This is a genomic window from Streptomyces sp. DH10 (assembly GCF_029813805.1).
Classification (GTDB): domain Bacteria; phylum Actinomycetota; class Actinomycetes; order Streptomycetales; family Streptomycetaceae; genus Streptomyces; species Streptomyces coeruleofuscus.
This window is the reverse complement of record NZ_JARVKU010000014.1, coordinates 96,649-120,792: the sequence shown is the minus strand read 5'-3', so window position 1 is coordinate 120,792 and position 24,144 is coordinate 96,649. Positions and strand designations below refer to the sequence as shown.

Sequence of the window (24,144 nt, the reverse complement as noted above, 5' to 3'; positions counted from 1 at the left end):
GGCCTGTGCGACGCTGTCCTCACAGCCCGCCGTCGCCGCACCCCAGGAACCCTCACATCCGCCCCGGGTCCCCGCTGAGGGCAGCGTTCCCCGTGGGAAACAGTCGTGATGCTGCCGGGTAACACCGGCACCGCACGCTCGAGTACATGACCTCGAATGAGCGTGTGGTGGTGATCGGCACCGGCCTCGCGGGCGTACGGCTCGCCCGGCGGCTCGGTGAGCTCGGCACGCCCGCGTTGCTGATCGGCGAGGAGGAGCACCGGCCCTACAACCGGGTGCTGCTCGCCGAGGTGCTGGCCGGACGTTACAGCCCCGAGGTGATCGCCCTGCCCGCGCCCGCGCAGGCCACGCGCGGCCGGGTCGTCGGCATCGACCGCGACGGGCGGACCGTCGAGTGCGCCGACGGCACGGTGATCGCATACGACCGGCTCGTCCTCGCCACCGGTTCCAACCCCGTCCTGCCGCCGCTGCGCGGCCTGTTCACCCCCGACCACGTGCTGCCGGAGGGCGTCCACGCCTTCCGGACCATGGACGACTGCCTGGGCCTGTCCAAGGCGGTCCGGCCGGGGGCGAAGGCGGTCGTCATCGGCGGCGGGCTCCTCGGGGTCTCCGCGGCCCGTGCGCTCGCCCTGCGCGGCGCCCAGGTCGTCCTCGCCCAGCAGTCCGAGCGGCTGATGGAGCGCCAGCTCGACCCGGCCGCCTCCAAGCTGGTCAAGCGGCACCTGACCGACCTGGGCGTCGAGGTGCACACCGAGTGCCGCGTCCGGGACGTGCGCTGCGTCGGCGGCGCCGTCCGCTCCGTGGAAATGGCCGACGGGTTCGCGCTCGACGCCGACCTCGTCGTCGTGGCCTGCGGTGTCCGCCCCCGGGTGGGTCTCGCGCAGGCCGCCGGCCTCGACGTCCGCAAGGGCGTCGTCGTCGACGACGAGCTGCGCACCTCCGACCCGTACATCCACGCCATCGGGGACTGCGCCCAGCACGACGGCGTCCTCTACGGCCTCGCCACTCCCGCACTCGAACAGGCCGACGCGCTCGCGGAGCTGCTCGCCGGCGACGCGGACGCCCGCTACACCGGCACCCGCTCCCTGACGCGACTCACCCTGAACGGGCACGACAGCCCCTTCGACCTCGCCGCGTTCGGCGAGACGGAGGCGCTCCCGGGCGACGACGTCGTCCAGCTCGCCGACGCCACCCGCGGCACGTACCGCAAGGTCGTCGTCCGCGACGACCGCCTGGTCGGCGGGGTCCTCGTCGGCGAACTCGGCACCGTCGGCGCGCTCGCCCGCGCCTGGGAGGGAGCAGAGCCGCTCCCGACTGACGGCGGCCCGCTGCTCCACCTGCTCACCAATGATGGAGGCTCCTGATGTCCACGGCCACCCCCACGATCGTGCTCGTCGGCCACGGCATGGTCGGCCAGCGCTTCCTCGAAGCGCTCGCCGAGCGCGGCCTGACCGCCACGCACCGCGTGGTCGTGCTCTGCGAGGAGCCGCGCCCGGCCTACGACCGCGTCCAGCTCACCTCGTACTTCTCGGGCAAGACGCCCGAGGACCTGTCCATGACGGACCTGCGGTTCATCGAGGACCACGGCATCGAGCTGCGCGTCGGTGACCCGGCGGAGACGATCGACCGCGAGGCGCGCAGGGTGACCGCCCGCTCCGGTCTCGTCGTCGACTACGACGTGCTCGTCCTGGCCACCGGCTCGTACCCGTTCGTGCCGCCGGTCCCCAACAAGGACGCCGAGGGCTGCTTCGTCTACCGCACGATCGAGGACCTCCTCGCCATCGAGGAGTACGCCAAGAAGGCGACGACGGGTGCCGTGGTCGGCGGCGGTCTGCTCGGCCTGGAGGCCGCGGGCGCGCTGAAGGGTCTCGGACTCACCTCCCACATCGTGGAGTTCGCGCCCCGCCTGATGCCCGTCCAGGTCGACGAGGGCGGCGGCGCCGCCCTGCTGCGCACCATCGAGGACATGGGCCTGAGCGTCCACACGGGCGTCGGCACGCAGGAGATCGTCGTCGGCGAGGACGGCGCCGTGACCGGCATGAAGCTGTCCGACGGCTCCGAACTCTCCACCGACCTGGTGGTGTTCTCCGCCGGTGTCCGCCCCCGCGACCAGCTGGCCCGCGACTGCGGCCTGACGGTCGGCGAGCGCGGCGGCATCGCGGTCGACGAACAGTGCCGCACGGTGAACGACCCGCACGTGTTCGCGATCGGCGAGTGCGCGCTGGCCGCCGACGGCCGGGTGTACGGCCTGGTCGCGCCCGGTTACGAGCAGGCCGAGACGGCCGCCGCGACGATCGCGGCGGACGAGGCCGCCTTCACCGGCGCCGACCTGTCCACCAAGCTGAAGCTGCTCGGCGTGGACGTGGCGTCCTTCGGTGACGCGCACGGCACCGCCGAGGACTGCCTCGACGTCGTCTACTCCGACTCCCGCGCGGGCCTGTACAAGAAGCTGGTCATCGGCCGCGACGGCACGCTGCTCGGCGGCATCCTGGTCGGCGACGCGGAGGCGTACGGCACGCTGAAGGCGTTCACCGGCTCGGTCCCGCCGGTCGCCCCCGAGGCCCTCGTCCTGCCCGCAGGTGCGGGCGCCCCGGCGCAGCTCGGCCCGTCCGCACTGCCGGACGACGCGATCATCTGCTCCTGCCACAACGTCTCCAAGGGCACGATCCGCGGCGCGGTCACCGACCACCAGTGCACGACCGTGCCCGAGGTGAAGAAGTGCACCAAGGCCGGCACCGGCTGCGGCTCCTGCGTCAAGGTCCTCGGCCAGCTCGTCACCGCCGAGCTGGAGGCCAGCGGCGTCGAGGTCGACAAGGGCCTGTGCGGCTGCTTCTCGCAGACCCGCGAGGAGCTGTACGAGATCGTCCTCGCCCTGCGCATCAACAGCTACCAGGACCTGCTGGACCGCCACGGCCGCGAGGAGGCCAGGGGCGGCAGCGGCTGCGAGATCTGCAAGCCGGCCGTCGGCTCGATCATCGCCTCCCTCGCTCCGACGATCGGCGCGAGCGGCTACGTCCTGGACGGTGAGCAGGCCGCCCTCCAGGACACCAACGACCACTTCCTGGCCAACCTCCAGAAGAACGGCTCGTACTCGGTCGTCCCGCGCATCCCCGGCGGTGAGATCGCCCCGGAGAAGCTGATCGTGATCGGCGAGATCGCCCGCGACTTCGGCCTCTACACGAAGATCACCGGCGGCCAGCGGATCGACATGTTCGGCGCCCGCGTCGAGCAGCTGCCCCTGATCTGGGCCCGTCTGGTCGACGCCGGCTTCGAGTCCGGCCACGCCTACGGCAAGTCGCTGCGCACGGTGAAGTCCTGCGTCGGCCAGACCTGGTGCCGCTACGGCGTCCAGGACTCCGTCCGCATGGCGATCGACCTGGAGCTGCGCTACCGGGGCCTGCGGTCGCCCCACAAGCTGAAGTCGGCCGTCTCCGGCTGCCAGCGCGAGTGCGCCGAGGCCCAGTCGAAGGACTTCGGCGTGATCGCCACCGCCAACGGCTGGAACCTGTACGTCGGCGGCAACGGCGGTGCCACGCCGCGCCACGCGGACCTGCTCGCGCAGGACCTGTCGGACGCCGAACTGGTCCGCCTGATCGACCGGTTCCTGATGTTCTACATCCGTACGGCCGACCGCCTGGAGCGCACCTCGACCTGGCTGGAGCGGATCCCCGGCGGCCTGGAGCACGTACGGGACGTCGTCGTCCACGACTCGCTCGGCATCTGCGACGAGCTGGAGAAGCTGATGCAGGCGCACGTCGCGCACTACCGCGACGAGTGGGCCGAGACCATCAACGACCCCGAGAAGCTGGCCCGGTTCGTGTCCTTCGTGAACGCGCCGGACACCCCCGACCCGGTCGTCGCGTTCGTGCCCGAGCGCGACCAGATGAAGCCCGACCTGCCGCTGCTGTCCATCGGTATGCGACCCGCCGAAGACGTACTGGAAGGAAGCGCCCAGCGATGACCCTGGCACCCGAGACCACTGATCTGAAGGTCGAACTCGCTCTGGACGGCGACTGGTTCGCGGTCTGCGACCTGAGCATGCTGCTCCCGGGCCGCGGGGTGGCGGCACTGCTGCCGGACGGCCGCCAGGCGGCGATCTTCCGGGACCGCTCCGGTGAGCTGTTCGCCGTCGACAACCGCGACCCGTTCACCGGCGCGGCGGTCCTCTCCCGCGGCCTGACCGGCACCCACCAGGGCCGCCCGTTCGTCGCCTCGCCCCTGCTGAAGCAGCGCTTCGACCTGGCGTCCGGGCAGTGCCTGGACGACGAGGAGGTACAGGTGGCGACGTACAAGGTGCGCACCGCGTAGGAACGCGAACGCCCGTTCGGAAACACCCCTCCCCGGAGGGGTGTTTCCGTTTGCGCCCGGCAAACTGGGGCCATGGTTGCGCAGCCGAACGACAGGCCCGGCCTCTCCTGGCTCGGCCCTCCGATCGACGCCCGCCCGCTGTTCGAGCCGGAACTGGAGGCGCTGCTGAGGCTGTTGCGGCGCCTGCGGCCCGGTCAATGGAACGAGACGGCCGTGCCGGGCTGGACCGTGCACGACGTCGCCGCTCACGTCCTCGGTGACTACAACGCCCGCCTCGGCCGCCGGGAGTTCGGCCCCTTCGCGCCGGGAGAGACCCTGGAGGCGTTCATCCACCGCGCCAACCAGGAGTGGGTCGACCGCCACCGGGACATGGACCCTGCCTCGCTCGTCGACGCCTTGAAAGAGGCCGGCACCGAACTGGCCCGCCGTTTCGCCCGCGCCGACCTGGACGCGCCGTCCCTGGGCGTGTCCTGGGCCGGGGTGGACCCGGCGCCGATGTGGCTGGACTGCGCCCGGGAGTTCACCGAGTACTGGACGCACCGCCAGCAGATCCGGCACGCGGCCGGGCTGGGCACCGACCCCGAGCCGGGGGCCCTGTCCATGGTCCTGGACACGTTCATGCGGGCCCTGCCCCACACCTTGCGGGACACCGCCGCGCCGGCCGGCACACGGGTGGCGCTGACGGTCACCGGCCAGGGAGGGGGCACCTGGACCGTGGCCGCCGGGCCGGAGGGCTGGTCCCTGGCGCAGGACCCCGACGTCCGGCCGACGGCAGCCGCCGTGGAGCTGGACACGGAGACCGCTTGGCGGCTGTGCACGCGGGGTGTCCGGCCGGCCGCCGCGCTCGCGCGGGCCCGGGTCGACGGGGACCGCCCGCTCGCCGAGGCCGTGTGCCGGATCGTGTCGATCGTCTACTGATCAACTGGCGGGCGGGGCTGTCGGGTTGCTGTCGAGTTCGCCGACTCGGCTGCCGTGCCGGGGGTACTTCGCGTTTCATCGAGTCACAGCGTCTCGTCCAGTCACAGCTTTTCGTCGAGTCACATCCCCCCTTCCTGCCACGGAGGCCCCACCATGACTCGGAACCACCCCCAGCCGTCCCGGCGGACCGTGCTCGGCGGGGCGGTCGCGGCGCTCGCGGTGGCCGCCGGCGCCACCGGCACGGCGCAGGCCGTTCCCGGGACCGGCCGGCCGACCGAGTTCCCGCTGCCCGACGGCTGGCTCCCCGAGGGGATCACCATAGGCGGCAGCCCGTACGCGTACATGGGCTCGCGCGCCGACGGCGCGATCTACCGCACCGACCTGCGCACCGGCAAGGGCCGGGTCCTGCACGAGGGCACCGCCGGTCTCGCGTCCATCGGCCTGAAGCTGGACCGGGACAGCCTGCTGTACGTGGCCGGCGGCGCCGGAGGCACCGCGAGGATCGTCGACGCGCGCACCGGCGAGCTGCTCACCACCTACCAACTCACCCGTGACACCGGCCCGTTCATCAACGACGTCGTCCTGCACGAGGACCGCGCCTGGTTCACCGACTCCCGTGCGGCCGTCCTCCACGGTGTGCCGCGCGGCCGGCGGGGCGAGGTCCGCGCCCTGCCGCTCACCGGCGAGTGGGTGCAGGCGCCCGCCGGGACCAACAGCGCCAACGGCCTGGTCGCCACGCCCGACGGACGGGGTCTGATCGTCGTCAACGCAGGTCAGCTGTACCGCGTGGACCTCGAGACCGGCCACGCCACCGAGGTCACACTGCGGGGCGCGCCGGACGTGGCGGGCGGCGACGGCCTGGTCCGGCTCGGCCGCACCCTGTACGTCGTCCAGAACCGCCTCAACAAGATCACTGTGTGGGACCTGGACAGGAAGGCCGCCACCGCCACCCTGACCAGGACGATCACCGACCCCCGCTTCGACGTCCCCACCACCGCCGCCCGCTACGGCGACCGCCTCTACCTGGTCAACGCCCGCTTCACCAGCCCGCAGACGCCGGAGACGACGTTCAACGCGGTGGCCGTGTCCCTCTGAGCGTCATGCCTTCAGCGCGCCGTACGTCACCCCGGTCAGCTCCTCGGACGCGGCCCACAGCCGCTGCCCCGCCACGTCGTTGAGGGTCCAGGGCGCCCGCCAGGACGGTGCGGGCGCCCCGCGCCACATGGCGATGTGCGGGCCGGTGAAGGAGTCGGGCCGCACGCCGGGTTCTGTCGCGGCGTACAGGATCGGCAGCGCGCCCGCCTCGGCAGGCTGCGCGATGACCCGGTTGCCGATCCGCACGAGCCGCTCGGCGGCCCGGCGCCCCTCGGCGAGCGGTCCGGTGGTCTGGAGGTTGGTGGCCGCGTATCCGGGGTGGGCCGCGGCCGCCACCAGGTCCCTGCCGTGCGCCGCCGCCCGGCGCGCCAGCTCGTGCGTGAACAGCAGGTTGGCCGTCTTGGAACGGGCGTAGGCGATCCAGCGCCGGTAGCGCCGCTCGCTGTTGAGGTCGTTGATGTCGATGTTGGCGAGGGCGTGCATCCCGCTGGAGACGACCACGACCCGGGCCTCCGGCGCCGCCAGCAGCGCGGGCAGCAGCAGGCCGGTGAGGGCGAAGTGTCCCAGGTGGTTGACCCCGAACTGCGTCTCGAAGCCGTCCGCCGTCGTCCCGTACGGCAGCGCCATCACCCCGGCGTTGTCGACGAGCACGTCCAGCCGCTCGTAGGGGAACCCGGCCGCGAACTCGCGTACGGAGGCGAGGTCCCCTAGGTCGAGCCGGGCCAGCTCGACCCGGGCGTCCGGCAGTTCCGCACGGAGCCGGTCCAGGGCCGCATTGCCCCGGGCCTCGCTGCGGCACGCGAGCACCACCCGCGCGCCCTTGCGGGCCAGTTCCCGTGCCGTGACGAGCCCGATCCCGCTGTTGGCGCCGGTGACGACGGCGACGCGGCCGCTCTGGTCCGGGATGTCCTGTGTGTTCCAGCCTGGCATGGCAGGCTCCCTCCGTCGGTGGCCGCGATCCACCCTACGAGGGGCCGCGCGCCGCCTGATCGAACGGGGGCGTGCACGCGTACTCGGGCGTGCACGCCCCCGGTCGGATACGGCGAGGAGGCCCCGGTCAGGTACGGCGAGGAGGCCCCGGGCCCGTGGACCCGGGGCCGCTGTCAGCCCACCGGGCTCGACCGCCGGCCGTCCGAGAGCGGCCGGGTGTCGAGGTAGAACCACTCGGCGTCGGCCGGGGGCCAGGGGGAGGGTTCCCCCACCGCTTCGCCCCACGGTTCCTCGGCCATGGCCGTGACCGGCCGCTTGGGCAGCGGTGCCTGGGCCTCTCCCGCCGGCGCCGCGGCCCGCCCACCGTCCGGCTTCGCCTCCCCCGGCATCAGCAGCTCCACCCGCAGCCCCAGTCCCCGCTGCTGGGCGGTGAACTCCTCGACCTGGTTGCGGCAGGCGTGGTCCAGGTGGGTCACGCCGGTCAGGTCGAGCCGGATCCTCGGCTTCCCGGCCGCGGCGGCGGCCTCCAGCGCCTCGATCACCTTCGGCAGCCGCAGGAACGTCGCGTTGCCGGCCATGACGACCTTCGCGGTGTCGTCCTCGACGTGCTGGCGGATCGCGGTCTGAGACATCCGCAGCGCGGCCAGCACGATTCCCGCGGCGAGACCGATCAGCACGCCCTCGAGCAGCGCGGTCACGACGATGACCAGCGTGGTCAGCGTCATCACCCCGAACTCGCCCTTGTCCTGCCGCCACATCTTCGGGAACTCGGCGGGCCCGAACAGCTTCCAGCCGCTGTGCACGAGGACACCGGCGAGCACCGAGATCGGGATCAGCGCGAGCACCTGCGGCAGCAGCAGCGCGAAGGCGAGCAGCCACAGGCCGTGCAGGGTGCGCGAGAGCCGGGTCTTGGCTCCCGCCTGGACGTTGGCCGAACTGCGGGCCACGACCGCCGTGATCGGGAGCGCGCCGAGGAGGCCGGCGACGGTGTTCCCGGCGCCCTGGGCGATCAGCTCGGTGTTGTAGCGGGTGCGCGGACCGCTGTGCATGCGGTCCACCGCGGCGGCCGTGAACAGGCTCTCGGCGGACGCGATGACCGTGAAGGTGAGGATGGCGGTGATGATCGCCCCGTCCGCGAGCCCGGCGAACTGCTCGGGCCCGGGCACCGACACGGACGCGAGCAGGTTGCCCACCTGGAGCGTCTTCACGTCCACGCCGGGCAGCGCGGCGACCACGATGCCGATGCCCACGGCGACCAGCGCGGCCGGGATCTTCCCGGCCGGGCCCGGCACCTTCTTCCACACGAAGCTGAGCACGATCGTGACGACACCGAGCAGCGTGGCGATCATCGCCTGCGGGTCGGTCAGGATCCCGGCCAGCAGTCCGGGGATGCCGGCCATGTTCTCGAGCGCCGTGCCGGGGGCCTTGGCGTCGGCCATCGGGTAGGCCTGGCTGAACATCAGCGGCACGCCGATGCCGGCCAGCATGCCCTGGACGACGGCGACCGAGATGGCCTGGAACATCCGGCCGAGCCGCACCAGTCCCAGGATGATCTGGAGGATCCCGGCGAACAGCACGATCACGCCGAGCATGGCCACACCGACCTCGGCGACGGTCTCCGCGACGAGCGCGGCGAGGCCGGCGGCCGGCCCGCTGACCTGGAGCGTACTGCCGCGTGCCGCGCCGACGACCAGACCGCCGATCACCCCGGAGATGATCCCGAGCTCGGCGGGCACGCCGGAGGCGACGGCGACACCGATGCACAGCGGCAGGGCGACGAGGAAGACGACGAGGGAGGCGGTGATGTCGGTGACGAGGTCGGCCTTGGTCCGGGCCCCGGCTTTGCCACCCCCGCCCTTCGCACCACCGGACACACGGCTGATCAGCCCGCCCAGCACACCGCCCACGGCACCTCCGGCCGAGCCGCCGGCCGGTTCACCGGACGATCCGCCCGACCACCGACTCGCAGCGCCCCCTTCCGGGTCCCGCGCCGAACCGCCGCCCGGGCCACCCGACCGGCCACCCAGGGAACCGCCCGCCGAACCGCCAGACCACCGACTCGCAGCGCCTCCTGCCCGGTCCCCCGCCGGACCGCCGGACCGCCGACTCGCAGCACCTCCGGCCAGGCCCCCGCCGGGGCCACTCGCCCCCGACCGGCCGCCCGTCAAACCGTCCGGAGGTCCGCCCGGCCCCCAGCCCGTGGCGCCTTCGGCCGCGCCACGCACCGGCCCACCCGACTGCCAGTCCCCCGAGCTCCGCGCGGAGCCGCCGGACCCCCAGTCCGCCGTGCCCTCCGCGGAACCGCCTGTCCGCCACTCCGCAGCGCTTCCGTCCGAACCAGCGGCCCCCCAACCCGCCGCGCCCTCACCGCGACCGCCCGGCCCCCAGCCTCCCGAGCCCCCTGGGAAGCCGCCCGACTCCCAGCTCCCCGAGCTCTCCGCGGGACCGCCCGCCCCCCAGTCCGAAGCACTCCCCTCGGAACCGGCCGCTCCCCAACCCGCGGCGCCCTCGCCGCGAGCGCCCGCTCCCCAGTCCCCCGAGCCCTCTGCGAAGCCACCCGCTCCCCAGTCCCCCGAGCCCTGTGCGGAACCTCCCGACTCCCAGTCCGAAGAACCGGAACCAGCCGCCCCCCAGCCCGCAGCCGTATCTCCCGCCGGACCGGCCGCCCGGCCCCCCGACGCGGCGCCACCGCGTCCCCGCCCCCGCGCATGCGCCCCGCTCACGCGGCATGCACCCGGAAGGCGCCGTCGTCACCGAGTTCGTAGACGAACGCCGTGTCGACCTCGTAGTACCAGCCGTGCAGACGCAGTCGGCCCGCGTCGAGCCGCTGTCGCACCACCGGGTAACTCCGCAGCGACGCCAGCTGGTTGACGACATTGCCCTGGGACACCTCCGGCAGCGACGGGTCGTCCGGTGCGGATTCCAGGACGGGGGCCAGTTCCGGGCGGGCGATGTGGAGCCAGGCGTCCACGCCGGGCAGGGCGGACAGGTCGTCGCCGGACTTCAGCGCGCCCATCGCGCCGCAGTGTGAGTGACCGCACACCACGATGTCCTGAACCCCGAGCACCTCCAGTGCGTACTCGATGGTGGCCGCCTCTCCCGAGGCCCCGGGCCGTCCGTAGGGCGGCACGATATTTCCCGCGTTACGCAGCTCGAATATCTCACCGGGCCGGGCTCCGGTGATCAGTGCGGGTATGACCCGGGAGTCCGAGCAGGTGATGAACAACGCCTCCGGATATTGCCCTTCGGCCAGTTTCCGGTATTCGCCGCTGTCGAAATCGACGCGCGTCCTGAATGTGCGGGCACGGTCCAACAACGCCTTCAACTTAACCTCCTGAGCTGCGGTTTCCTTCGATGCACCCCACCGTAGACGGACGACCTACAGCGGAAGGTTAAGCGAACTCCAGAGCCCGGCCAGGAATTGAACATTCTTTGTCGGGATACCCTTACCAACGGTCATCTTGTAGCGTGTGAACTCCAGGGCAGAAAACGCGAATTCACGCTGCCCGGATTCATGCCGGCTCACGGAGAGACAGGACGTATGGGCCTACGAGTGCTGCTCATCGAGGACGACGAGACGATCGCGGAGCCGCTCACCGAGGGGCTCGGCCACTTCGGGCTGACGGTCGACCACGTCGCCACCGGCGCGGACGGACTGAGAGGCCCGTACAACGACGTCGTCCTGCTCGACCTGGGACTGCCGGACATGGACGGCATCGACGTCTGCCGCGGTATCCGGCAGGTCTCGGACGTGCCCATCGTCATCCTCAGCGCCCGGGGCGAGGAGGCGGACCGCGTGCTGGGCCTGGAGCTGGGCGCCGACGACTACCTGGCGAAACCTTTCAGCGTGCGGGAGCTGGTGGCCCGGGTCCGGGCCGTGACCCGCCGCACGCAGCGCACCCAGCAGCCGTTCCCCGAGACCCCGGGCACACCGAACACGCCGGCCGCGCCCGGCACCCCCGAGCCACCGCCGCCCTACGAAGCGGCCCCCTCCCCCACGTACGAGCCGGCCCCGGCCCTCTCCTACGACCCCCCTGCCACACCGTCGTACGATCCGGCCCTCGATCCCCCGCACGACCCGGGCCCGCTCGTGGTGGACCGCCGTACCCGCCAGGTCTGGGTCGGCGACTCCCCCGTGCCGCTCACCCCCAAGGAGTTCGACCTGCTGGCGCTCCTCAGCGAGGACCCGGGCGCGGTCTACTCGCGCCAGCAGATCCTCGACCGCGTCTGGGATCCGCACTACGACGGCCCGACCAAGACCCTGGACGTCCATGTGGCCGCGCTGCGCCGCAAGTTGGGGCACCCGGCGTGGATCAGGACACTGCGGGGCGTGGGCTTCCGGCTGGCGGTGCACACCGGGCCGGACGCCCCGCAGGTGACCTCTCCATGACCCGTCGGCTGTTGCTCAGCTACCTCAGTCTCGCCGCGCTGGTGCTGCTCTGCCTGGAGATCCCGCTGGGCTTCGTCTACTCGCGCGGGGAGCGGGAGCAGGCGGTCAACGCGGCGAAGGACGAGGCCGAGTCGGTCTCCGCGTACGCCGCGCTGTCCCTCGCGGCGGGACGGGCCGAGCAGGACCTGCCCGCGCGGGTGGAGCACTGCGCCCAGCGCATCGGCGGGAAGGTGGTGATCGTCGGCGCCTCGGGCGCGCCGCTCGCCACCTCGCACCCCATGGACCCCTCGGTGTCCGGCGCCCTGGCCGACCGGCCGGGCATCGCGGCCGCGCTGCGGGGCACCTCGACGGTGGACGTGCGCACCTCCACGATCGGCGGGGTCGAGTACCTGTCGGTGGCCGCGCCGGTCGGCCAGGAGGCGCGCCCGGTGGGTGCCGTGTGGCTGACGGTGCCCACGCGGACGGTGCACGAGCGGGTCCACCACGTGTGGCTGCTGCTCGCCCTGGGCGGACTGGCCGTGCTGACGGCGGTGGCCGTGGTCGGCTTCGCCTTCGCCCGGTGGGCCGGCCGCCCCATCCGTGAACTGGAGCGGGCCACGCACGAGCTGGGGGAGGGCGGCGGCCGGTTCACCCCGGTGACGATCACGAAGGGCCCACCGGAAGTACGGAGTCTGGCGGCGGCGTTCAACCGCACCGCGGCCCGCTTCGCCCATCTGCTCGCCTCCCAGCGGGCGTTCGCCGGCGAGGCCTCGCACCAGCTGAAGACCCCGCTCGCGGCGCTGCGGCTGCGCCTGGAGAACCTGGAGCCGGACGTCGCCGCCCGGGCCCGGGGCAGCCTCACCGCCGCCGTCACCGAGACGGACCGGCTCGCCCGGATGGTCGAGCACCTGCTGGCGATGGCCCGGCTGGAGGAGCACGCGGCGATCCCCGCCACCGTCGACCTGGGCGCGGTCTGCGCGGAACGGCACCGCACCTGGCAGCCCATGTTCGCACGGGAGGACGTCTCCCTCGTGCTCTTCGCGGGCAGCGTCGGCCCGGTGCTCGCGGTGCCCGGAGCCGTCGAGCAGATCATGGACAACCTGCTGTCCAACGCCCTGCGGGCGTCCCCGCCCGGCAGCACCGTCACGATCGAGCTGCGGATGCCGGCCCCGCCCCGCCGCGCGCTGCGCGACAGCCGCCCCCGCTGGGTCGACCTGCACGTCACCGACGAGGGCCCCGGTATGACGGAGGAGCAGCGGGCCCGCGCCTTCGACCGTTTCTGGCGCGCCCCGGGCGCTCCCAAGGGCGGCTCGGGACTCGGACTCGCCCTGGTGCAGCGCCTCGCCCACGCCAGCGGCGGCGAGGCGACCCTGCACGCGGCGGCGACGGGCGGCCTGGACGTGGTGATCCGGCTGCCGTCCGTGCGACCGTCGGCCGAGGGGCCCGGGCCGGGCACGGACCGGCCGAGGGGCGGCCGGAGACGAGAAGCCCCGGCGCTGCCCGCGTGAGGCCGCGGACGACAACGCGTCAACTTGAGTCAGAGAACGACAACTTGAGGCAATGAACGACAAGACGGGGCCCGCGGGCGCCTGGTCCCACAGGCGGCACACAGCATGCCGTCCCGCGGCCACGAATTGTCCATACCCCGTCAACCCTGTCCGCTTAGCGTCCCTCCCGCCTCCCCCCGCGCACAACCCTGCCGTCGACCGGCGGCAGGGCGGTACGGCACCTCTTGGAGTGAGAGTGGAACGTCGTAGCCTCCTGCGTGCGGCCGTCCTCGGCGGCACCTCGGCCGCCCTGGGCGGAACCCTGTGGCGCGGCGCCGCGTACGCGGCCCCGGCCCAGCCCGGCACCGGCCCCTACGGGCCGCTGGGCTCCCCGGACGCCAACGGCATCAGACTCCCCAGCGGCTTCACCAGCCGGGTGATCGCCCGGTCGGGCCAGCGGGTCGGGACCACGTCGTACACCTGGCACAACGCCCCGGACGGCGGCGCCTGTTACGCCGACGGCACGGGCTGGATCTATGTCTCCAACTCCGAGATCAACCCCTCGGGCGGCGCGAGCGCGGTGAGGTTCTCCTCGACCGGCGCGATCACCGGCGCGTACCGCATCCTGTCCAACACGCGCCAGAACTGCGCAGGCGGCAAGACGCCGTGGAACACCTGGCTGTCCTGCGAGGAGGTGTCCCTCGGCTACGTCTACGAGACCGACCCGTGGGGCACGAACGCGGCGGTGCAGCGTGCGGCGATGGGCCGCTTCAAGCACGAGGCGGCGGCCGCCGACCCGGTACGCAAGGTGATCTACCTGACCGAGGACGAGACGAATGGCCGCTTCTACCGCTTCGTCCCGACGACCTGGGGCAACCTGTCCTCCGGCAGGCTCCAGGTGATGGTCGCGGGCAGCGCCACGAGCGGCTCGTTCACCTGGGCCGACGTCCCCGACCCGGACGGCTCGCCCACCGCCACCCGCTCCCAGGTCTCCGGTTCGAAGTCCTTCAACGGTGGCGAGGGCTGCCACTACGCCAACGACATGGTCTGGTTCACCACCAAGGGCGACAACCGCGTCTGGCAGCTCAACCTGCTGAACAACACGTACGAACTGGCCTACGACGACTCCCTCGTCAACGGCACGGCCCCCCTCACCGGCGTCGACAACATCACCGGCGCCTCCTCCGGCGACCTCTTCGTCGCCGAGGACGGCGGCAACATGGAGATCTGCGTCATCACCCCCGCCGATGTCGTCGCCTCGTTCCTCCGCATCGACGGCCAGTCCGGCTCGGAGATCACGGGCCCGGCCTTCTCCCCGGACGGCACCCGCCTGTACTTCTCCAGCCAGCGCGGCACCAGCGGCAGCTCCTCGGGCGGTATCACCTACGAGGTGAGGGGCCCGTTCCGCGCGTAACCGCACCACCCGCCTTCACGTGACCATCACAAAATGGTCACCTCCCCGTCATCCCGGACCGCCCGGACCTACGGTCGTCCCCTCACGTGTCACCACTGGGGGGACGACCATGACCAATCCGTACACCGGCCCGAACGCCAACCCGTATCCCGGGCCGCCCATCCCGCCCGCGCCGCAGCCCGCACGCCGGGCGCCCCGCTGGGCCCGCAAGCGCTACGTGCTGCCCGCCCTCGGCCTGGCCTGGTTCATCGGCGTCGGCATCGGCGCCTCCGGCGACACGACGGCCGACGCGAAGCCCGCGGCCGCGAAGCCGCAGCCGACCGTCACGGTCACCGCGACCACCACCGCCACCGCCACCGCGACACCGCTCGCGAAGAAGCCGGAACCCGCTCCCACGGTCACCGCCACCAAGACCGTCAGAGCCACCACCACGGTCACCGCACGACCGGCCGCGGGCGGCGGCTCCGACGACAGTGGTTCGGGCGGTTCGGGCGGCTCAGGGGGCTCGGCGGACGTCTACTACGCCAACTGCGACGCCGTCCGTGCCGCCGGCGCCGCCCCCATCCACCGGGGCGAACCCGGCTACGCCTCCCGCTTGGACCGCGACAACGACGGCGTCGGCTGCGACACGTGACACGAGTACGTCGGTGACCATCGGCGCGTCCGGCCGTTCCACCGTTTGGGCAGCTCGTCCCGGGCTGCCCTGCCGACGGAAGGAACAACACCGTGGACACGACCGTGCCCGCCACCGAGGTACCGCGCGTGCTGCCGCGTGACGAGTGGGTCAAGACCCTGCCGCAGTCCATCGTCGCGGCGTGCGTGCTGCTCCTCGACGCCGAGGACCGGATGCTGCTGCTGCGCTACGCCGAGGGCCAGCCCGGCGCCGGGCTCTGGGGGCTGCCGGGCGGCATGCTCGACCACGGAGAGGACCCCCTCGGCGCCGCGTGCCGGGAGCTGCACGAGGAGACCGGCATCGTCCTGGACCGGGAGCCCCGGTTCATCGGCTACGACCACCGGGCCGATGTGAAGGGCACGGGCCCGGTGATCGACTTCTTCTTCCACGGCGGCCGGCTCGCCCCGGAACAGACCGTCAGGCGCAGCGGCGAGCACGACCAGGACGGCCTGTTCGCCCTCTCCGACCTGGAGTCCACCCCGCTCATGCCCCCGCTGCCGGCCCTCGCCGCCCTGCACACGGCAGCCCTGACGGGGACCGTCGTCTGCCTGCGGGAAGGACTGCCCCGGTGACAGCCCCACGGGCCCGTCGGACCTCGCGGGACGCGGAGCGCGGGTCCGCCTCCCTTACCCGGCCGCCCGCACCCGAACGGATCGCCAGAGAGCGGCGGCGCACCTCCGCACAAGGTGCGCCGCCGCTCTCCTCCGTGCTCCGGAGCCGCCGCGATCGGTGAGGGTCGGGGACCGCCGACGGCTCCGGGTCCTGAGCGGCCCCGCGCGGGCCACGGTGAGGTGACCTCGCGCGGGCCGCGGTCTACCGGTGGTCGCTGCCCTGCGACTGCACCGCCGCCCGGCCCGCCTCCAGCCGGGCCACCGGGATGCGGAACGGGGAGCAGGAGACGTAGTCGAGTCCCACCTCGTGGAAGAAGTGGACCGACTCCGGGTCACCGCCGTGCTCGCCGCAGACGCCGAGCTTGAGGTCCGGGCGGGTCTCGCGGCCGGCCTGGGCGGCGAGCTTCACCAGGGAGCCGACGCCGTCCTTGTCGATCGTCTCGAACGGGGAGACGCCGAAGATGCCCTTCTCCAGGTACGCGGTGAAGAAGCTGGCCTCCACGTCGTCCCGGGAGAAGCCCCACACCGTCTGGGTCAGGTCGTTCGTGCCGAAGGAGAAGAACTCGGCGGCCTCGGCGATCTGACCGGCGGTCAGGGCGGCGCGCGGCAGCTCGATCATCGTGCCGATGGACAGCTTGAGCTGCGTGCCCGAGGCCGCCTCGACCTCGGCGATGACCTGGTCGGCCTCCTCGCGCACGATCTCCAGCTCCTGCACCGTGCCGACGAGCGGGATCATGATCTCGGCGCGCGGGTCGCCCTTGGCGGCCTTGCGCTCGGCGGCGGCTTCGGCGATCGCCCGGACCTGCATGGTGAACAGGCCGGGGATGACCAGGCCGAGGCGCACACCGCGCAGACCGAGCATCGGGTTCTGCTCGTGCAGCCGGTGCACGGCCTGGAGGAGGCGCAGTTCGTTCTCGTGCGGCTCCTGGCGGGACTCGGCGAGGGCGACGCGCACCGACAGCTCGGTGATGTCGGGCAGGAACTCGTGCAGCGGCGGGTCCAGCAGCCGGACGGTGACCGGCAGGCCGTCCATCGACTCGAAGAGCTGGACGAAGTCCTGCTTCTGGAGCGGCAGCAGTTCCTTGAGGGACTCCTCGCGCTCGGCCTGGGTGTCGGCCAGGATCAGCCGCTCCACCAGCTCGCGCCGGTCGCCGAGGAACATGTGCTCGGTGCGGCACAGGCCGATGCCCTGGGCGCCGAAGCGGCGGGCCCGCAGCGCGTCCTCGGCGTTGTCGGCGTTGGCCCGCACGCGCAGCCGGCGCTTGCGGTCGGCGAACGCCATGATGCGGTGGACCGCCTCGACCAGCTCGTCGGCGTCCTCGGCACCGGCGTGCATCCGGCCCTCGAAGTACTCCACGACCGGGGACGGTACGACCGGTACCTCACCGAGGTACACCTTGCCCGAGGAGCCGTCGATGGAGACGACGTCGCCCTCCTCGACGACGTGCCCGCCCGGCACGGTCATCCGGCGGCGCTTGGTGTCGACCTCCAGCTCCTCCGCGCCGCAGACACAGGTCTTGCCCATGCCGCGCGCGACCACGGCAGCGTGGGAGGTCTTGCCGCCGCGCGAGGTCAGGATGCCCTCGGCGGCGATCATGCCGTCGAGGTCGTCGGGGTTGGTCTCGCGGCGGATCAGGATGACCTTCTCGCCGGAGCGGGACCACTTGACGGCGGTGTAGGAGTCGAAGACCGCCTTACCGACCGCCGCGCCCGGGGAGGCCGCGATGCCCCGGCCGACGGTCGCGACCTTCGAGTCCTCGTCGAAGCGCGGGAACATCAGCTGCGCGAGCTGGGCGCCGTTGACGCGGGTGAGCGCCTCGGCCTCGTCGATCAGGCCCTGGTCCACCAGCTGGGTCGCGATGCGGAACGCCGCGCCCGCGGTGCGCTTGCCGACCCGGGTCTGGAGCATCCACAGCACACCGCGCTCGATGGTGAACTCGATGTCGCAGAGGTCCTTGTAGTGGTTCTCCAGCGTCTCCATGATCTGCATCAGCTGGTCGTACGACTTCTTGTCGATCCGCTCCAGCTCCGCGAGCGGCACGGTGTTGCGGATGCCCGCGACCACGTCCTCGCCCTGGGCGTTCTGGAGGTAGTCGCCGTAGACGCCCTGGTGGCCTGAGGCGGGGTCGCGAGTGAAGGCGACGCCGGTGCCGGAGTCGGGGCCGAGGTTGCCGAAGACCATCGAGCAGACGTTGACGGCGGTGCCCAGGTCGTGCGGGATGCGCTCCTGGCGGCGGTAGAGCTTGGCGCGGTCGGTGTTCCAGGAGTCGAAGACCGCGTGGATGGCGAGGTCCATCTGCTCGCGCGGGTCCTGCGGGAAGTCCCGGCCGGCCTCGGTCTTGACGATCTTCTTGAACTTGGTGACGAGCTTCTTGAGGTCCGCGGCCTCCAGCTCGGTGTCGACCGTGACCTTCTTGGTCTCCTTGGCCTTCTCCAGCGCGTCCTCGAAGAGCTCGCCGTCGACGCCGAGGACGGTCTTGCCGAACATCTGGATGAGGCGGCGGTAGGAGTCCCAGGCGAAGCGCTCGTCGCCGGCCTGCTTGGCCAGGCCCTGCACCGACTTGTCGGAGAGGCCGATGTTGAGGACGGTGTCCATCATGCCGGGCATGGAGAACTTGGCGCCCGAGCGCACCGACACCAGCAGCGGGTCGTCGGCCTGGCCGAGCTTCTTGCCCATGCGCTGCTCCAGCGCGTCGAGGTGCGCACTCACCTCGTCACGCAGTGCCGCCGGCTCCTCGCCGCTGTCCAGGTAGACCTTGCACGCCTCGGTCGTGATGGTGAAGCCGGGCGGAACCGGGAGGCCCAGGTTCGTCATCTCGGCGAGGTTCGCGCCCTTGCCACCGAGGAGGTCCTTGAGGTCCTTGTTGCCCTCGGTGAAGTCGTAAACGAACTTCACGCCCTCAACACTCGTACCGTGCTCAGCTACGTGGGGATCTTTGTTTTCCGACACGGGTCTCGACTCCTCGAGGACGCGGTGGCTGCCCTGACGGCGAGGAACATACCCAGATCAAAGGCTTCTGGGTACGTCCACTCGCGCGTCATACGCCTGTAACCACTCGGCCGCCAGCAGATCGAAAGTCAAGGCTCGGCAAGCGATCACAGCCGTATGTTTTCACTTCTTGAACGCGTGAACCTCCACAGCCCCCTGTTGGGCGCTCAAACGAGCGAGCTTCGGCACGAATGATTTCGCTCGATGAACGATCAAAGGGTGGCACTCAGTGCCACCCTTTGAGAAGTGCAGTCGCTCAAGATCCGCTCATCTGAGCGCAACCCTTATCAAGGGTGGCGAGAATCACGCTGCCACAGCCGAGGGGATTTCACCATGCGGACGCGTCTCGCGACCGAAATGTCCCTGTCACACCCCGAGGGCGCGCAGCCGTTCCTCGACCCGCTCGGGGGCGTAGAGGTGCTCCACGACCATCGCCCCGGCCCCGACCAGCCCGGACCGCTCGCCGAGCCGTGACGTCACGACGTCCAGGTGGGCGGTGGAGCGGGGCAGCGCCCGCTGGTAGAGCAGTTCGCGCACGCCCGTGAGGAAGGGGGTTCCGGCCAGATCCCCGGCGATCATCAGCACCCCGGGGTTGAGCAGCGTCACCACGGTCGCCAGCACGTCCCCGACACGGCGCCCGGCCTCCCGGGCGAGACCGACCGCCTCGGGATGCCCGGACGCCAGCAGATCCCGTACGTCCGAGCCGGAGGCCGCCGGCACCCCGGCCTCCGCCAGCCGCCGCGCCACCGCGCCACCGCTCGCGACGGCGGCCAGGCAGCCGTACGAACCGCACCGGCACAGCGTCTGGGCGCCCTCCGGCACCCGGATGTGCCCGATGTCCCCGGCACCCCCGTCGATGCCCCGGAACACCGCGCCGTCCACCACGACCCCGGCGCCGATGCCGGTGGAGACCTTGACCAGCACGAAGGCGGAGCACTCGGGATAGCCGGTGCGCTGTTCGCCGTAGGCCATGAGGTTGGCGTCGTTGTCCACCAGCACCGGCACCTCGGCGGCGCCCGTGTGCTCGGCGAGCGCCCGGGCCAGCCGGCTCCTTATGTCGTAGCCGTCCCAGCCGGGCATGATCGGCGGCTGGACGACGCGGCCGGTCTCGGTGTCCACCGGGCCGGGCACGGCGAGCCCGACCCCGCACACCGACTCGGCCCCGCGCCCGGTCTTCTCCAGCAACTCGCCGAACCACCGGCCGAGTTCACCCAGCGCGAGGTCCGGCCCGTCGTCGACGACGAGGGTGCCGGAGTGCTCGGCGAGGATCTCGCCGCTCAGCGACAGCACCGCCGCCCGCGCGTGCCGGGTGTCGAGGTCGGCGGCCAGGACCACCGCGTGCTCGTCGTCGAACTCCAGGGTGATGGAGGGGCGCCCGCCCAGCGGGGAGTCCACCGGCCCCCCGGCGCCCTCGCGCAGCCAGCCCGCACGGAAGAGCCGGTCGAGCCGCTGCCCGACGGTGGCCCGGGACAAACCGGTCGCCTGCTGGAGCGCACCCCGGGTCACGGCACGGCGACTGCGCACCAGTTCGAGCAGTTCGCCGGCGCTCGCCTGGCCGGCACCTCGTCCCGTTCTGACGGGCCGTCCGGTCATGCACACCCCCTTGTGTTTCTCAACCTTGCCTTACATAGTGGGTTTTGCGTGTTAAATAGACGTAACCCCACGGTAGCCGCAGCCGAACCTGCCGGCCGGACGTCTTTCCGGAGAGCCCCGAGTGGACAGCACCGCCCAACGCGCCCCTCGTCCCACGGGACGAACCGTTGCATACGATCCGCCCGTCCCCGCGCCACCCCTGCATGTCAGGGCCGCCGCCGTGCTGGAGGCCGGCTGGACGGGCACGTCCACGGTGCCCTCGCGCGGTCTGTATCCGCACCAGTGGTCCTGGGACTCGGCGTTCATCGCGATCGGACTGAGGCACGTCTCGCCGTTACGGGCACAGACGGAGCTGGAGACGCTGCTGGCGGCCCAGTGGGCGGACGGGCGGATCCCGCACATCGTCTTCAACCCCTCCGTCCCGCTCGACGCGTACTTTCCCAGCCCCGACTTCTGGCGCTCCTCGACCGCGGGGCGCGCCGCGGGCGCCCCGCGCACCGTACAGACCTCCGGGATCGTGCAGCCACCGGTCCACGCGCTGGCCGCCTGGCTGGTGCACCTCGCCGACCCCGGTCTGTCCCGGGCGCGCGGCTTCCTCGCCCGGGCGTATCCCCGGCTCGCGGCCTGGCACCGGTATCTGCTCCACCGGCGCGACCTGGGCGGAGGCGGACTGGTGTCCGTCGTGCACCCCTGGGAACAGGGTATGGACAACAGCCCCTGCTGGGACCGTCCGCTCTCCCGGGTCACTCCGGCCCCGGCCCGCTCCTTCCGCCGCGCCGACCTCGACCACGGCTCCCCCGAGGACCGGCCGACAGATCTGGACTACGGGCGGTACGTGCGGCTGGCCACCGACTACCGGGATCGCGGATACCTCGACGGACCGGGCGGCTTCGCCGTGGAGGACCCGGCGTTCAACGCCCTGCTCATCGCCTCCGAGTACGCCCTGGCCCGGATCGCCCGCGAGCTGGGCGCGGCGGCTCCGGCCCGGCAGGAGCGCGCCGAGCGGCTCACCGACGCCCTGGTGGAGCGGCTGTGGGAGCCGTCGGCGGGGACGTTCCTGTGCCGGGACGTGTGCGCCGGGGAGCTGATCCCCGAGCGCGGTGTCTCCGGGCTGATCCCCCTGCTGCTGCCGAACCTGCCCCGCGACCTCGCGGCCACCCTGGTGCGCACCGTCTGCGGCCCGCACTTCGGGCTCGGCGGCACGACCCGGCTGGTGCCCAGCTACGACCTGCTGGGCGACGCCTTCGACCCGCACCGCTACTGGCGCGGCCCGGCCTGGTTCAACACCAACTGGCTGCTGGAGCGCGGGCTGCGGCTGCACGGCGAGCGCGGCCGGGCCGACGCCCTGCGCAGGGGGATCCTGCACACCGCGGGCACCTCCGACTTCGCTGAGTACGTGGACCCGCACACCGGACAGGCCTGCGGCGCCACAGGCTTCGGCTGGACCGCCGCGCTCACGCTCGACCTGCTGCACGACCGGCCCGCATGGGACAAGGACTGCGTCACGGCGATCAAGGGAGAGGTTCGGGGATGACGGACCGGCATCATCTGCTCGTGCACGGCGGGACCTTCGCCGCCGTCGGCGACCGCGGCGACATCAGCGGCTACCGGGGCGGCAGCGCCCCGGACGGAATGTTCGTACAGGACGCGAGGCACCTGAGCCGGTGGCAGCTCACCGTCGACGGGGCCGTGCCCGACACGCTGACGCCGGTGGCCGACGCGGACACCGCGCGCTGCGTCCTGGTGCCGCGCGGGGGCCGCAACGAGCCGCCCGCGTACACGCTCTTCCGCGAACAGGCCGTCGGGGACGCCTCCTTCGTCGAGTCGCTGCGGGTCACCAGCAACCGTCCGGCGCCGACGACGGTCCGCCTCGCGGTCACCGCCGACGCCGACTTCACCGACCAGTTCGAACTGCGCTCCGACCACCGCACCTACACGAAGGCCGGCGCCGTCCGCTCCCGCCAGGTCCTCGGGCACGGCGTGGAGTTCACCTACCGGCGCGGCGAGTGGCGGTCCGTCACGACCGTGACAGCCGAGCCCCAGCCGGACGCCGTGGAGGAGACCGGCACCGGCGCCCGCCGCCTGGTGTGGACCCTGGACCTCGAACCGCACGGCACGGCCGAGCTGCTCCTGCGCGTCATGGCCCGCCCGCACGGCGACAAGCGCGCCCTGCGCGTGCCCCGCTCCCCCGCCGCCCTCCAGGAGCGGCTCCTCGCCCGGGAGGGCCGGTTCATGGAGGGCGTGGCCTTCCCGGCCGGCTGGCCGGAGCTGTCCGCGGCCTGCGCCCGGGGCCTCGCCGACCTGGCCGCGCTCCAGGTCCCAGCGACCGGCCCGGACGGCGAGGAACTGCGCGTGCCGGCCGCCGGCGCCCCCTGGTTCCTGACCCTGCTGGGCCGGGACGCCCTGCTGACCTCGCTGTTCGCACTGCCCTACCGGCCGCGGCTGGCCGCCGCCACACTGCCCGCGCTCGCCGCGACCCAGGCCACGGACACCGGAGTCAGCGAGGTCGCCCAGCCCGGCAAGATCGTGCACGAGGTGCGGCACGGCGAACTGGCGCACTTCGGCCAGGTCCCCTACGCCCGCTACTACGGCTCGGTCGACGCCACGCCGCTGTTCCTCGTCCTGCTCGGGGCGTACACCGAGCAGACCGGCGACACGGACCTGGCCCGCCGTCTGGAGCGGCACGCCCGGGCTGCGGTCGGCTGGATGCTCGACCACGGCGGCCTGACCTCGCGCGGCTATCTCGTCTACCGCGCCGACCAGGGCGGCCTCGCCAACCAGAACTGGAAGGACTCCCCCGGCGCCATCTGCTCCGCCGAGGGCGCCCGCCCCAACGGCCCGGTGACGGCCGCGGGCGCCCAGGGCTACGCGTACGACGCGCTGCGCCGCACGGCGTGGCTGGCGCGCACGGTGTGGCAGGACGGCACGTACGCGGACCTGCTGGAGCAGGCGGCCGGTGACCTGCGCGACCGTTTCCAGCGGGACTTCTGGATGCCGGAGCGCTCCTTCCCGGCGCTCGCGCTCGACGGCCGGGGCCGGCAGGTCGACGCGCTCGCCTCCGACGCCGGGCATCTGCTGTGGTCCGGCCTGCTGGACAAGGAGTACGGCGAACAGGTCGGCCGGCGCCTGCTGGAGCCGGACTTCTTCTCCGGCTGGGGCGTCCGCACCCTGGCCGCCGGCCAGCCGGCCTACCACCCGCTCTCCTACCACCGCGGCTCGGTCTGGCCGCACGACAACGCGCTGATCGCGCTGGGCCTGGCCCGCTACGGGCTGCACGACGAGGCCCGGGCGATCGCCCGCGGCCTGGTCGACGCGGCGAGCGCGACCGGCCACCGGCTGCCGGAGGTCCTCGCGGGCTACGGCCGCGACACCCATCCCGAGCCGGTGCCGTACCCGCACGCGTGCGTGCGTGAATCCCGGTCGGCGTCGGCCCCGTTGGCACTGCTCACGGCGGTCGGCGGCGTCTGAGCACCGGGTTGGCCCAGGGGGTGTCCCAGAGTCCCGTCGTCCGCCCGGAGGGCGGGCCCCGCGGCGTCCGGTGCGTGCTCTGGGGGTCCCCCCGCACGAAGGCTGGGAGAGTGCCGGGCGGACGCCCGCGTACTGGTTGTACGCGGGTGGTCGCCCGGTGCGGCGAGTGGGGGCACCTCCCACGCCCTTGAGGCAGTGGGGGAGCGTGCCGGGCGTCGCGAGGCAGGCGGGACTCTGCGGACACCCCCTGGCGTTTGCCCGGAGTTTGCCGAGCGCTGGCCCGGCCGGC

Annotated in this window: 17 protein-coding genes; 12 read left to right on the top strand and 5 right to left on the bottom strand. The window is 72.7% G+C overall.

The annotated features are described in order from the left end of the window. Nucleotides 1-146: 146 nt before the first annotated feature. The 5 genes from QC385_RS27055 to QC385_RS27035 all read left to right on the top strand — a co-directional run bounded on the left by QC385_RS27055 (nt 147) and on the right by QC385_RS27035 (nt 6,321). Complete coding sequence (locus tag QC385_RS27055; protein ID WP_279543975.1) at nt 147-1,364, top strand: NAD(P)/FAD-dependent oxidoreductase; 1,218 nt, start codon at nt 147-149, stop codon at nt 1,362-1,364. Further along, the gene (nirB, locus tag QC385_RS27050) at nt 1,364-3,961 is read left to right on the top strand and encodes a nitrite reductase large subunit NirB (RefSeq protein ID WP_279543974.1); all 2,598 of its coding nucleotides are present in this window, start codon (nt 1,364-1,366) and stop codon (nt 3,959-3,961) included. The genes QC385_RS27055 and nirB overlap by 1 nt, the downstream gene beginning before the upstream one ends. Then, nucleotides 3,958-4,308, top strand: a complete 351-nt coding sequence (gene nirD, locus QC385_RS27045) for a nitrite reductase small subunit NirD (RefSeq protein WP_150480729.1) — start codon at nt 3,958-3,960, stop codon at nt 4,306-4,308. Before nirB ends, nirD begins: the two co-directional genes overlap by 4 nt. Nucleotides 4,309-4,380: 72 nt before the next feature. Next, nucleotides 4,381-5,226, top strand: coding sequence for a maleylpyruvate isomerase family mycothiol-dependent enzyme (locus QC385_RS27040; protein WP_279543973.1), 846 nt, complete (start codon nt 4,381-4,383; stop codon nt 5,224-5,226). A 153-nt stretch (nt 5,227-5,379) separates the two neighbouring features. Beyond that, on the top strand, nt 5,380-6,321 hold the full coding sequence (locus tag QC385_RS27035) for an SMP-30/gluconolactonase/LRE family protein (protein WP_279543971.1): 942 nt from the start codon (nt 5,380-5,382) through the stop codon (nt 6,319-6,321). A gap of 3 nt (nt 6,322-6,324) precedes the next feature. Here the strand turns inward: QC385_RS27035 and QC385_RS27030 are convergent, their stop codons facing one another. From QC385_RS27030 to QC385_RS27020, 3 genes are all read right to left on the bottom strand, one after another. After that, entirely contained in the window at nt 6,325-7,251 is a 927-nt protein-coding gene (locus tag QC385_RS27030) for an oxidoreductase (RefSeq protein ID WP_279543970.1), read from the bottom strand. 173 nt (nt 7,252-7,424) lie between these two features. Next, nucleotides 7,425-9,125 (bottom strand): SulP family inorganic anion transporter, encoded by a 1,701-nt coding sequence (locus QC385_RS27025; protein ID WP_279544080.1) that lies wholly within the window; start codon nt 9,123-9,125, stop codon nt 7,425-7,427. 845 nt (nt 9,126-9,970) lie between these two features. Then, nucleotides 9,971-10,576, bottom strand: coding sequence for a carbonic anhydrase (locus QC385_RS27020; RefSeq protein ID WP_279543968.1), 606 nt, complete (start codon nt 10,574-10,576; stop codon nt 9,971-9,973). 216 nt (nt 10,577-10,792) lie between these two features. On the opposite strand from QC385_RS27020, the gene QC385_RS27015 reads away from it, so the two are divergent. The 5 genes from QC385_RS27015 (at nt 10,793) to QC385_RS26995 (ending at nt 15,766) form a co-directional block, all read left to right on the top strand. Further along, nucleotides 10,793-11,641, top strand: coding sequence for a response regulator transcription factor (locus tag QC385_RS27015; RefSeq protein ID WP_279543967.1), 849 nt, complete (start codon nt 10,793-10,795; stop codon nt 11,639-11,641). Further along, nucleotides 11,638-13,128, top strand: a complete 1,491-nt coding sequence (locus tag QC385_RS27010) for a sensor histidine kinase (RefSeq protein ID WP_279543966.1) — start codon at nt 11,638-11,640, stop codon at nt 13,126-13,128. Before QC385_RS27015 ends, QC385_RS27010 begins: the two co-directional genes overlap by 4 nt. A gap of 235 nt (nt 13,129-13,363) precedes the next feature. Continuing rightward, nucleotides 13,364-14,521 (top strand): alkaline phosphatase PhoX, encoded by a 1,158-nt coding sequence (locus QC385_RS27005; RefSeq protein WP_279543965.1) that lies wholly within the window; start codon nt 13,364-13,366, stop codon nt 14,519-14,521. Nucleotides 14,522-14,630: 109 nt separating this feature from the next. Then, nucleotides 14,631-15,155: an excalibur calcium-binding domain-containing protein gene (locus QC385_RS27000; protein WP_279543964.1), complete on the top strand. Its 525-nt coding sequence runs from the start codon at nt 14,631-14,633 to the stop codon at nt 15,153-15,155. Between the two features lie 92 nt (nt 15,156-15,247). Next, the gene (locus QC385_RS26995; RefSeq protein WP_279543963.1) at nt 15,248-15,766 is read left to right on the top strand and encodes an NUDIX hydrolase; all 519 of its coding nucleotides are present in this window, start codon (nt 15,248-15,250) and stop codon (nt 15,764-15,766) included. Between the two features lie 241 nt (nt 15,767-16,007). On the opposite strand, the gene ppdK is transcribed toward QC385_RS26995, so the two are convergent. Together ppdK and QC385_RS26985 are read right to left on the bottom strand one after the other, a co-directional pair. Next, nucleotides 16,008-18,755: a pyruvate, phosphate dikinase gene (ppdK, locus tag QC385_RS26990; RefSeq protein ID WP_373304842.1), complete on the bottom strand. Its 2,748-nt coding sequence runs from the start codon at nt 18,753-18,755 to the stop codon at nt 16,008-16,010. Between the two features lie 405 nt (nt 18,756-19,160). Further along, nucleotides 19,161-20,387 carry an ROK family transcriptional regulator gene (locus QC385_RS26985; protein ID WP_279543962.1) on the bottom strand — a complete coding sequence of 409 codons (1,227 nt, stop codon included), beginning with the start codon at nt 20,385-20,387 and terminating at the stop codon, nt 19,161-19,163. A gap of 121 nt (nt 20,388-20,508) precedes the next feature. Here QC385_RS26985 and QC385_RS26980 point away from each other — a divergent pair, with 121 nt between their 5' ends. Both QC385_RS26980 and QC385_RS26975 read left to right on the top strand, forming a co-directional pair. Further along, nucleotides 20,509-21,921 (top strand): MGH1-like glycoside hydrolase domain-containing protein, encoded by a 1,413-nt coding sequence (locus QC385_RS26980; RefSeq protein ID WP_279543961.1) that lies wholly within the window; start codon nt 20,509-20,511, stop codon nt 21,919-21,921. Then, entirely contained in the window at nt 21,918-23,855 is a 1,938-nt protein-coding gene (locus tag QC385_RS26975) for an amylo-alpha-1,6-glucosidase (protein ID WP_279543960.1), read from the top strand. The genes QC385_RS26980 and QC385_RS26975 overlap by 4 nt, the downstream gene beginning before the upstream one ends. Nucleotides 23,856-24,144 lie beyond the last annotated feature (289 nt).

Bases quoted from the DNA above. Each gene is read 5' to 3' on its own strand.
- QC385_RS27055 (WP_279543975.1), top strand. From the start codon at position 147: ATGACCTCGAATGAGCGTGTGGTGGTGATCGGCACCGGCCTCGCGGGC.
- nirB (WP_279543974.1), top strand. From the start codon at position 1,364: ATGTCCACGGCCACCCCCACGATCGTGCTCGTCGGCCACGGCATGGTC.
- nirD (WP_150480729.1), top strand. From the start codon at position 3,958: ATGACCCTGGCACCCGAGACCACTGATCTGAAGGTCGAACTCGCTCTG.
- QC385_RS27040 (WP_279543973.1), top strand. From the start codon at position 4,381: ATGGTTGCGCAGCCGAACGACAGGCCCGGCCTCTCCTGGCTCGGCCCT.
- QC385_RS27035 (WP_279543971.1), top strand. From the start codon at position 5,380: ATGACTCGGAACCACCCCCAGCCGTCCCGGCGGACCGTGCTCGGCGGG.
- QC385_RS27030 (WP_279543970.1), bottom strand. From the start codon at position 7,251: ATGCCAGGCTGGAACACACAGGACATCCCGGACCAGAGCGGCCGCGTC.
- QC385_RS27015 (WP_279543967.1), top strand. From the start codon at position 10,793: ATGGGCCTACGAGTGCTGCTCATCGAGGACGACGAGACGATCGCGGAG.
- QC385_RS27010 (WP_279543966.1), top strand. From the start codon at position 11,638: ATGACCCGTCGGCTGTTGCTCAGCTACCTCAGTCTCGCCGCGCTGGTG.
- QC385_RS27000 (WP_279543964.1), top strand. From the start codon at position 14,631: ATGACCAATCCGTACACCGGCCCGAACGCCAACCCGTATCCCGGGCCG.
- QC385_RS26985 (WP_279543962.1), bottom strand. From the start codon at position 20,387: ATGACCGGACGGCCCGTCAGAACGGGACGAGGTGCCGGCCAGGCGAGC.
- QC385_RS26975 (WP_279543960.1), top strand. From the start codon at position 21,918: ATGACGGACCGGCATCATCTGCTCGTGCACGGCGGGACCTTCGCCGCC.